At 30.6% G+C, this 11,042-nt stretch carries 8 protein-coding genes; all 8 read right to left on the bottom strand.

The window, feature by feature from the left end; all coding sequences use genetic code 11:
- Nucleotides 1-207 precede the first annotated feature (207 nt).
- Nucleotides 208-1,143 carry a M14 family metallopeptidase gene (locus COL3_RS24515; protein WP_008428483.1) on the bottom strand — a complete coding sequence of 312 codons (936 nt, stop codon included), beginning with the start codon at nucleotides 1,141-1,143 and terminating at the stop codon, nucleotides 208-210.
- Complete coding sequence (locus COL3_RS24510) at nucleotides 1,140-2,075, bottom strand: M14 family metallopeptidase (protein WP_008428485.1); 936 nt, start codon at nucleotides 2,073-2,075, stop codon at nucleotides 1,140-1,142. The genes COL3_RS24515 and COL3_RS24510 overlap by 4 nt, the downstream gene beginning before the upstream one ends.
- A 1,029-nt stretch (nucleotides 2,076-3,104) precedes the next feature.
- Complete coding sequence (gene gabT / locus COL3_RS24505) at nucleotides 3,105-4,445, bottom strand: 4-aminobutyrate--2-oxoglutarate transaminase (protein ID WP_008428487.1); 1,341 nt, start codon at nucleotides 4,443-4,445, stop codon at nucleotides 3,105-3,107.
- A 428-nt stretch (nucleotides 4,446-4,873) separates the two neighbouring features.
- On the bottom strand, nucleotides 4,874-6,094 hold the full coding sequence (locus tag COL3_RS24500; protein ID WP_008428489.1) for a PucR family transcriptional regulator: 1,221 nt from the start codon (nucleotides 6,092-6,094) through the stop codon (nucleotides 4,874-4,876).
- Nucleotides 6,095-6,183: 89 nt separating this feature from the next.
- Complete coding sequence (locus tag COL3_RS24495) at nucleotides 6,184-7,407, bottom strand: PucR family transcriptional regulator (protein WP_008428492.1); 1,224 nt, start codon at nucleotides 7,405-7,407, stop codon at nucleotides 6,184-6,186.
- Nucleotides 7,408-7,973: 566 nt separating this feature from the next.
- The gene (locus tag COL3_RS24490; RefSeq protein ID WP_008428496.1) at nucleotides 7,974-8,681 is read right to left on the bottom strand and encodes an amino acid ABC transporter permease; all 708 of its coding nucleotides are present in this window, start codon (nucleotides 8,679-8,681) and stop codon (nucleotides 7,974-7,976) included.
- A 58-nt stretch (nucleotides 8,682-8,739) separates the two neighbouring features.
- Nucleotides 8,740-9,624 carry an ABC transporter substrate-binding protein gene (locus COL3_RS24485; RefSeq protein WP_008428497.1) on the bottom strand — a complete coding sequence of 295 codons (885 nt, stop codon included), beginning with the start codon at nucleotides 9,622-9,624 and terminating at the stop codon, nucleotides 8,740-8,742.
- Between the two features lie 65 nt (nucleotides 9,625-9,689).
- Nucleotides 9,690-10,415 (bottom strand): amino acid ABC transporter ATP-binding protein, encoded by a 726-nt coding sequence (locus COL3_RS24480; protein WP_008428498.1) that lies wholly within the window; start codon nucleotides 10,413-10,415, stop codon nucleotides 9,690-9,692.
- Nucleotides 10,416-11,042 lie beyond the last annotated feature (627 nt).

Below are 11,042 nucleotides of genomic sequence, written 5' to 3'. Positions count from 1 at the left end.
GCAGGATGATGGAAAATAGGCTGGCAAATGGACTTGTTATTTATTTGATTGTGCCTAAATATTTATATTTCTTTCGCTTTACAGATTTTGTATGAAATTAAATAAGATAAATACCCTACAATGCAAATAATAAAAAATGTGTTAAAGTAACTTTTATAATTACTTCAACACATTTTTTATAATACAAATTTATCTTCAATCTTTAATTTATTCATGAAGCCTTCTTATTATTTTATAGGCAACTACATTTTCCATAACCAAAGGAGATTTATGAGCAAAGAAAATTATACCATCAGTTGGAGATATGACTTGTTCTATAACTTCTCCCTCATAAGGATGGATTATTTCTCCTAGAATATCTCCTCTTTCAACTCCATCACCAGGATTCTTTAATCTTCTATATATTCCACCAGATTGGGTTTTAACAGAAAGTAAATCATCCTCTTTTAATACGCTTGCGATATATCCGCTGTGACTATTATATTTTATTACTCCCATTCTAGTTAAAAATCTTAAGACAGCAACTACTGCATGCTTTGCTGAAACTTCATCTATTTGATCAGTTGCATTTGTATATAATGAAAATGCACTGGCCTCCCACATTTGCCAATTATAATTTAGGGTCATTGTATCATAAGGCTTTGGCTTACGAATTAATACATATTGGAGACCAAACAAATTTGCAAGACTTGGACTTTGATAACCTGTCTCCATCATTCTTATATGGGGTATAAAATCACCTGGCATATAAAAACTAGTAAATTGAATTCCAAATGGATAATCTTTTACTTGTTCAAAAACACCACTCGCAATCCTCTGAGTGGTTTCCCCATTCCTTTCTCCTGGAAACATCCTATTAATATCAGTATTATCCATAGTCCAAAATCTTTTTCCTATATTCATGGAATGTGGATTTACACAAGGAATAACAAGAATTTCACGATCTTTTGATATTGCTCCTTTTTGCTCTAATTTAGTTAAGGTTTTAATAAGCTGCGAGCAAGTATATAGCTGCTGTATTTCATTTCCTCTTATTGCACCTACTATACATGCTGTTTTTTCACCTTTTCCAAACTTATATCCTGTAATTCTCATATCATCTCTATGTGGTGATTTTAATGTATATAATATTTCTTTTCTCATTTTGCACCTCCAAGTACCCTTGCAATAAGAGACCCTTCATAAACTACAGGATATTCTCTTAATGTAAATACCACTCCATCACATGGAGATATTAATTCCTCTGCTATTTCACCAGTTAATGAATTAAAAATTTCACCAACTTTTTCACCCTTTTTTATCTCATCTAAATGCTTAACACATGGCATAAATATTCCTGAAGCTTTAGCGTTTATAAAATTCACTTCTTTTTCAGTTGATACAATAGGTTGCCTTACCGATGTTACGGAGCCTGTCCATATATTCAATTCTTTCATTAAATTAAATATACCTTCAACTAATTGATCCCCATATTCTTTTGTAATCCTCATTCCAACGCCCATTTCCACAAGCAATGCTGGTATATTCTTATTATTTAAACTATAGGTTAATGTAGATTCTAATACTGTTGCTTCTGGATGAACCCAAATAAAATCCATGTTTAATAGCTTTGCATAAGGTAATAACTTATCCTTTATGTGCTCGCTAACTCTAACTTGAGGTACTTCTCTCAAAAATATATTACTTGCATGTAAGTCTATGCAAATGTCTGCACCATCTATATCTTCAATAATCTTTGCTGCGACATGCTCAGCCATGGCTCCGCTTTCAGACCCGGGAAATATTCTATTCATATCTAAATCGAAGGTTGGCATCCCTCTGTGTATTGAATCTATTCCTAAAGGATTAAGGGCAGGATATAAATCAACTATTCCATTTAAATATTCAATATTTTCTTGTATTTGTTTAATTAATTTATAGCATACATATTGCCCCTCAAGTTCATCGCCATGAAGCCCAGTAATAATACATATCCTCTTCTCTTTTCCATTCATATTTTCTGGGCTAAGTCTATTTTTCTTAATTATTAACTTTTCATCAACTGATAGTCCTAGAGATACCACTGTCTTAATCATATTAACCTCCACACTCAACACTCATTAGTTCATTAAATTACATGAGTTTATACCTTTATTTTATATATTGTAAAAACTATCTGATTAATAATTTTTATTGTAAAAAAATTTTCGTGCATATAATAAAATAAGCAAAGAATCTCACTTTGTGGGCTTCTTTGCTATACTCTAATATTACTACTACAAAAATTTATTGTCAATTCTTTTACACATGAAATTGATTGTCTTATATAAATAATTTTTCCAAGTATAGCCCTACGAAAGAAATATGAATCATTCTTTTGTTTCAGTTTCTAAGGAATTTTTATGGGCGATTCTAAGACTAGAAGTTGCATCCAAAATGCTAGCTTCAAAGACAAGCGCTCACAGAGAAAGTTCGAGAATCCAAATGTAAAATTTGGACTCTCACTTTTTGAACTAGCATTTTGGAACAGCTTCTAGTCTAGAATCACATCCATAAAAATTCCTAATGAAACATTCCACAAAAGAATGACTCATATTTCTAGTTGGGATATATAATAAAGTATAAATCAAGTTTATGTATACAGATGCCTATAGCAGAAGTTCAAATAAATGTATTAACTGTTATACACTATTTAATTTGATATAGATAATTTAATATATTAATTATGCTTAGAAATACTTACCACACCAGAAAGAAAAACTAACTATTTTGCGCAGTGTTGCATTGAGAATAGGATTGAAGGATTTCTTCATTAGAAGTTGTTCCATTCTTGCTTGTCTCCAATTGTAATCGGTAATGTATAACAACATTTCCTAAACTTATGTGTATATCTAAACGGAGAAATTAGATACATGTGTATGAAATAGGCATTTGAAAATGAGCTGCTAAAAGCACTTAAAGGTAGGTTGTTCAAATCAAACTTGTCCAACCGAATGGTTGGAGCAAGTTTGATTTGGTGCAACCTGCCTTTTAGTACTTTCAGCGATATTTTCATAGTCCTATGGAATACACATGTATCTAATTTCGTTTGATATTCACATAAGTCTAGGTTACATGTTGAAATTCTATATACACTCTTTAATTGATTCGTCTAGAACGTCCATTCCGTATTTTACTTGTTCTTCTGTCATAACTAGTGGAGGTAGGAAACGAATTACGTTGCCAAGTATACCTGCATTTAGTAATATAACTCCTTTTTCATAACACTTTTGAATTATAGCCTTTACTAAATCTGCAGCTGGTTCTTTATTAGTTCTATCTTTTACAAACTCTAAACCTACCATTGCACCTAAACCTCTTACTTGACCTATAACTTCATATTTTTCTTTCATCTCATTTAATCTTTCTACAATATATGCGCCAAGCTTTTGAGATTTTTCACATAAATTTTCTTTTTCTATTTTTTCTATAACTTTAAGTGCAGCTACGCATGCTAGAGGGCTTCCACTGTATGTTCCACCAATACCACCAACACATGCTGAATCCATTATTTCCTTTTTAGCCACAACAGCACTTAATGGAACTCCTGCTGCAATAGATTTTGATAATGTAATTACATCTGGCTCTATTCCATAGTGTTCATGAGCAAACATTTTACCAGTTCTTGCGAATCCTGCTTGTATTTCGTCTACTATGAATACTATATTATTTTCATTACAAATCTTTTGCAATTCTTGCATATATTTTGCAGATGGTACTACAAATCCACCTTCACCTTGTAATGGTTCAACTATTAAACATGCTATCATATCTGGAGAAAGTGTTGTTTTAAGCATTGTTTTTAATCTATTGATACATTCATCTGCATACTCTTCTTCTGATACACCAAGAGGTGCTCTATAAGCGTATGGGAAATCAAATTTATAAGTTTCTGGAGCAAATGGTCCAAACCCATTTTTATATGGTTTATACTTACTTGTTATTGACATAGTCATGTTTGTACGACCATGGAAAGAACCTGTAGCTGAAAGTACTCCTGTTTTCTTTGTATAAGTTCTAGCTATCTTTATTGCATTTTCTACTGCTTCTGCTCCACTGTTAGCAAACATAACTTTCTTTTCAAAGTCTCCAACAGTTATTTCTGTTAACTTTTTAGCTAAAGCTCCATATGATTCATATGTTACTACATTATAGCTTGGATGAATGCATAATTCTGCTTGCTCTTTTATTGCCTTAACTACTTCATCGTCACAATGCCCTACATTTTGAACACCAATTCCAGCTGCGAAATCTAGAAATACATTTCCATCAACATCTTTAATTAATGCACCTTTTGCTTCTTCAAGGGCAATGCCTGTTGATACAGATACTCCATTTGCTACATATTTCTTTCTTTCTTCAAGAATTTCCTTTGACTTTGGTCCTGGTATTGAAGTTACTAATTTTACATTTGATTCTTCTATCATAATTACAGCCTCCCAATTGAGATATTTTTATTTTAATTTTTATAATTAATTACTATTTAAAATGCTTAAGTTCGTAAAAACAGAGTCATACCATGCTCTTATACATGATAGACTCCATTGTCTGCAAAAATATTAATTTGTATTACTAACTTGTTTATATAATAATACTTTCTATTTTCCATTTCTATGTCCAAGCGCTATAATGTTTTTGTCTGTTTTGACTAAAATGCTAAAACTCTTTAATCCTAATCACTTAGTAATACGCATAAAAACCTCGCTATTTGATAGATATTTTATAAATTTATAGATAAAAATCTTCAAAACTTAATTTTATAGTAGGATTATTAGCTGCAAAGAAAAATGAAACAGCCTTGTAACTCTTTATTTACAAGGCTTGTTCCATTTTTGTTCATATTGACGAAAAATTTTTATAATACCTTACTAATGTATAAGGCCATCTTTATTTTAAGACAATCCTCAAAATTGTGCAGATTGCATTTTAATTGCTGTTCTATCTTTTTTATACGATATGTTAATGTATTTCTGTGTAAAAATAACTTTTCTGCCGCAACAGAAAGATTACAATTTTCATTTAAATATACATCTAATATTTTAATAGAACTAATTTCCTTACTTTTTTTATTACTCTCTACAATAGGACCTAGTACTTGCTTATAATAATTACTTAATACATTTTTATTTTCAATGCTAAATATTAAGCCATACACTCCTATATCGCTATATTTTCTAATCTCATGATTAAATTCTTCATATTTTAGACTTTCAATTACCATCTTTGCCTCGCTAAAGGATTGCTTCATTAAACTCATATCTTCATAACCATTTCCAATACCTATATTTACTGATATTTCATTCATACGATTTATTATTACTTCTTGTATTTCCTTTAATGACTTCTCTAGCCTGTTCATTGAATTTTCTTCAGCTCTATTTAGGAATATAATTTCATTATCATTATCAATTATTGGAACCTTTAGAGAATATTTTTCTAAAATATCCTGCACTATTTTCCTTAACTTTACTTTAGTTTGAGATATGCTTATTTCATCATAAACACTTTTTGATTGTTCAATTTTTTTAATTCCATCAATTTGTATAATACAAATACAACATTTCCCTTGTAGATTATAGCCAAAGTAATTTGCTTTTGCTTTAATATCTATTTCTAAATCTATCTGACCAAAAAGTATGTTGTTTAAAAAGTCATTCATGAATTTTTCTTCAATACGAGCTAATATGATTGCATTACTTATTTCTTTTGAAACTTCAACTAATTTTACTTCCCAAGGCAGAGTAAATAGGGGTATATCTAATTTATTAGCAATTTCAATAGCCTCCTCAGGAACTTCCTTTATATATCTTCCAACATTTACAATTAGCCCTACTCCATTTTTTTCACTAATTCCTTCAATAAGTTTTCTCAAAACACTAATATCTTTCCTTATTCCTACCCCTGTAATAATTACTATTTCCCCGCCTTGCAGCCACTTTATACCTTCTAAAGGATCCTCGAGGCACTCCGATACGTATATCCATTCTATACATTTCTCTATACCTGAATCTCCAGCTATTAATTCCATATTCTTAAGTGAATTTAATTTCAAAATATCTTTTACTAAAATTGACATATCAATCCCTCCTATCCTTCATGTATTAAAACAAAAAAGTCTATCACATAAAATGTGATAGACTTCGTTGCCTACTAAATCTTAAATATTTATTTCAAAATGGTATTAATGTACAATGCAATTTTTACCTTAATGCAATCATTAAAGTTATGAAGATCACATTCTAAAAGTTCCTCTATTTTCTTAATCTTATATTTAAGAGTATTTCTATGTAAGAATAGCTTTTCTGCTGTAGCTGTAATGTTACAATTCTCATTTAAATACATTTCTAGTATTTCAACTAAGTTACTATCCTTATTCTTATTGTCACTGTTAATTATTGGCCCTAGAACATCAAAATAATAATTTTCCAAGGTAGTTCTATTTTTTATACTAAAAAGAAGCCCATAAATTCCTATATCTTTATATTTAGTAATTGTGTCATCCAGGCCTTGGCATTTTGCACTATCAATAGCTAATTCCGCTTCACTTAATGATTGCTTCATCATTTTTAAATCTTTATATGAATTACCAATTCCTACACTTACAGATAGTCCATCCATACGCCTTTTTATGACTTCCTGAATTTCTTTTAGGGCTTTGTCCAATCTATTCATACAGTTTTCTTCAGACCTTGTAAAAAATATAACTGCGTCATCTTTATCAATTATTGGTACTTTAAGTGCATGTTTTTCCAGAATATCTTGTACTATTTTTCTAAAAGTAATCTTAAGCTTAGATATACTTACTTCATCATCTAAATTTTTTAGTTTAAGATATCTTTCAAAACCATCTATGTCTATAACACATATGCAGCATTCACCTGCTAAATTATACCCAAAATAAGCTGCCTTTTGTATAGCATCCCCTTCTAATTCTCCATCTCCAAAAAGAATATTACTTAAGAAATGGGTCAGAGAATTTTCTTCAATACGTGATAAAACAATAGCATTACTAATCTCTCTAGAAACATCAACTAATTTAACTTCCCAAGGTAGTGTAAATAGTGGAATTTCAAGCTCATCTGCAAGTTTAATTGCTTCATCAGATATACTTTTTATATATGGTCCTATATTTACTATTAAGCCCGCTCCATTTTTTTCATTGATTCCTTTTATAAGATCTAATAATAAACTCGTATTTTCCTTAATTCCAACACCAGTTATAAATATAATTTCTCCACCTTGCAGCCATTTAATTCCCTCAAGTGGATTTTCAAAGCATTCTGCTACATATATCCATTCTATACATTTTTCTAACCCCGCTTCTCCACCAACAAGATTAATTTTCTGTAAGGAATCTAATTTAAGTATATCTCTCACCGAAATTGACATAAAATCCACCTTTCCCTTATCTAATTGTATCAAGTGAAACTTGATTCAGTTGGGGTTTGTATCCCCAGCTGAATCCTAGTTGAACTTATCCAGGAGCGTGCAGCCGTTATCTCCCACTTAAATAAGTGGGAGTGCTACGGATGCTAGCTATCGGATAAATTACATGTACTTATTATATTTTTATCACATATCCTTTTATAAAAAAAGAGTTACTTAAAAATTAATTTTGTCACTTAGAAATAATATTATGTTAGTTATAAGTTTGAAGTTATAAGTTAACGGGTGAAACCTCTATATGGATTTCTAAGATTATATTTATTTAAGAAAAGCCTATGGCTTTTCTTCGTATACTTTTCACTTCTAACTTATAACTTTCAACTAGATTAGTGCTCTAGGAAAATTATGATGGAAAGTGCTAAATGGAAGCTTGCAGCATTTCTGAATGTTTTAAAATCTACTAAAACACCCCAAAATCAAACAACCTCCCATTAAGTTTTTTCAATTAAATACATGAAAGAAAATAATTTATCAACTGCTGCATAGTTTTACCATATACCTCAATTATACTAACTAAACTTTATCATTTTCTTTTCAACTAGTTTTACTAATTGTGCAAGTGGTAAGCTTAGTATTAAATAGAATCCTGCTAAAATTGTATATGATTCTATAGTCAAAAATGATTGTGAAGCATAGCTTTGAGTACGTAGTAATAATTCACTAACTGATACATATGCAAGTAATGATGTATCTTTTAACATCATTATTACGTAATTTCCGAATACGGGTATCACGCTTCGTAAGGCTTGAGGTATTATTATTCTAAATAACGCCTGTTTATTTGTAAGTCCTAGCGCTAACGCTGCTTCTGTTTGACCTCCATCTATCGATAATATTGATGAACGGATAACTTCTGATATATAACATCCGTAGTTAACACCAAGGCCTATTGTTCCTGCAACTAATGAACTGATTTTAAATTGATACCCTGGGCTCCAGATTTGTATAACCATTGATACTAAAAGTGGTACTACATAATACATATATACTAATTGTACTAATAAGGGAGTGCCTCGAATAAATTCTAAAAATACTACTAAAAATCCTTGTAAGACTTTTATTTTACTAATACGTCCAATTGCAATTAATAATCCTAATATTATTGCTAATGCAAATCCAAAGAATGTAGCTTGTATAACAACCCAGAGCCCAGCCTCTAAGGAAGGTGCTAAATATTTAAGTGCTGTACCAAAATCTAAATGAGATAAAATATCCATATATCTGCCTCCTTTTCTAAAAAAGAATCCATATGGATTCTTTTTTAGTTACTATTTATTATTTATCTGAAGTTTTACCATCTTCTACTGATACGAAATAATCTTCATTCATTCCATACTTCTTAAGAAGTTTAAGGATTGTTCCATCTTTTTTCATTTCGTCGATTTTTTCATTAACTGCATCTGCTAAAGCTGTATCACTTTTTCTAACAGCTGCTGCAATCATACCAGCTGCTTCAGCCTTATATGGAGATAAAATCTTTAAGTTAAGGCTGCTGTCTTGTGATAATGTATATCCTGCAACCATACCATCAGTTATACATGCATCTACTTTACCAGTGTTTACTGCTAACATTAATTCAGATTGGCTTCCAAATACTTGTACATCTTTAACTAAACCAGCTTGTTGCCATTTTTGAGCTGTTTCTAAGAAAGCTGTTCCTTTTTGTCCACCTATTACTGCATTTTTTAAATCATCTTTACTAGCGATCTTTGAATCTTTAGGAATTACAATAGCTTCTCCTTCTTTGTACCATATGTTTGTAAATAACGCTAATTTTTTACGTTCATCTTTTACATACATTCCGTCTGTTACCATATCTACGCTGTTGTTATTTAATTCTACTAATAAGTTTTCAAATGGTATTTGTTTCATTTCAACTTTGTTAATTCCAAGTCTCTTTGCAACTTCCCCTATAATCTCTGCATCAATTCCTGTGAATTCATTTGTTTTAGCATCTATAAAAGCAAATGGAGCATCATTTGATGAAGCAACTGTTAATACTCCTTTTTCTTTAGCTGCTGCTAATGTATCCTTTGGTTTATCACTACCCCCTGCAGCTGAAGTGCTGCTAGAGCTTCCTGAACCACATCCTACCATAAAACTAACACAACTCATTACAACAATAATTAAAGCTAATAATTTTTTACATATTTTTTTCATATTACATTCCCCTTTTCATAATTATTTATTATTTCTTTTGAAGCCTAGCTTATTATCATAAAATTTTAATTTAATACTCTAGACAAAAATTCTTTTGTTCTTTCGTTTTTAGGATTTGTGAAAATATCTTTTGGTGCTCCTTCTTCAACTATGTACCCTTTGTCCATAAATATAACTCTATCAGATACATCCCTAGCAAATCCCATTTCATGCGTTACAACTATCATAGTCATACCATCTTTAGCTAATTGTTTCATAACATCTAATACGTCTCCAACTAGCTCTGGGTCCAATGCCGAGGTTGGTTCATCAAATAAAAGCATTTTGGGTTCCATTGCTAATGCTCTTGCAATAGCAACACGTTGTTGCTGTCCTCCTGATAAGGTTCTAGGATAAACATCTGCTTTATCTTTTAATCCTACTTTTTTAAGAAGTTCATAGGCTATTTCTTCAGCTTCTTTCCTATTTTTCTTTTTTGTAAGTATTGGTGCTAACATAACATTCTCTATTACCGTATGTAATGGAAACAGGTTAAACTTTTGAAATACCATTCCAACTTCTTCTCTAAGAGATCTAATGTCTGTATTCTTATCCATAACATTTTTCCCATTGTAGTGCATCTCTCCACCTGATGGCTTCTCAAATAAATTTAAACATCTTAGAAATGTACTTTTGCCAGAACCTGATGGTCCTATAATGCATACAACTTCGCCTTCTTTTATATCTACACTTATATCTTTTAAAACTTCTAATTCTCCATACTTCTTTGATAATGCAGAAACTTTATACATATTCTCAACTCCTATTCTTCAAATACAAAAAGACGCACTGTTTTGATTTCAGTGCGCCTTTGCATTTACTATTATGTTATATTGTTTTAGGTTAAAATAATATTATCATGATGTTTTAATAATTACTATGCTCATAGGTAACAATTTTTTTGTGCAGTGTGCATATTTTTATACTTCAAGTTCATTTATTCCTCACCATTGATTTCTTAAAACTAATATATGCCCAGCTTAGCCCAAAATATTGTTGCTCCTTAGCGAGCTTCTTTTGTTGTATGTATATTATCATATCTAAAATTATAAGTCTATTACCTTTAATAACAATATTTCAGTGCAAAGTGCACAAGTTATCAACTACTATATATTTGAAGAACAAACATGGCTACGCCACGTTTTTTTAATGATGAATAGTGAATAATTAATGATTAAGGTTGAAGCTCAAAGAGAAAGTTCGAAGAACGAAATATAAAATGCCCATAGGGAAAGTTCATGTTTCCAAATATAAAATTTGGACATTCACTTTTCGATTCTCACTTTTTACTTCGTAATTTCTTTTAATAATTTTTATTTTTTAAAAAGCCAAAGGCTTTTCTTCCTTAATCATTCATCATTCATTTTTCACCACTCAAA

Source organism: Clostridium sp. LS (genome assembly GCF_002760435.1).
Lineage (GTDB): Bacteria > Bacillota > Clostridia > Clostridiales > Clostridiaceae > Clostridium.
Note: the sequence above shows the minus strand (reverse complement) of the source record. Positions and strands in the feature narration are given on the sequence as shown.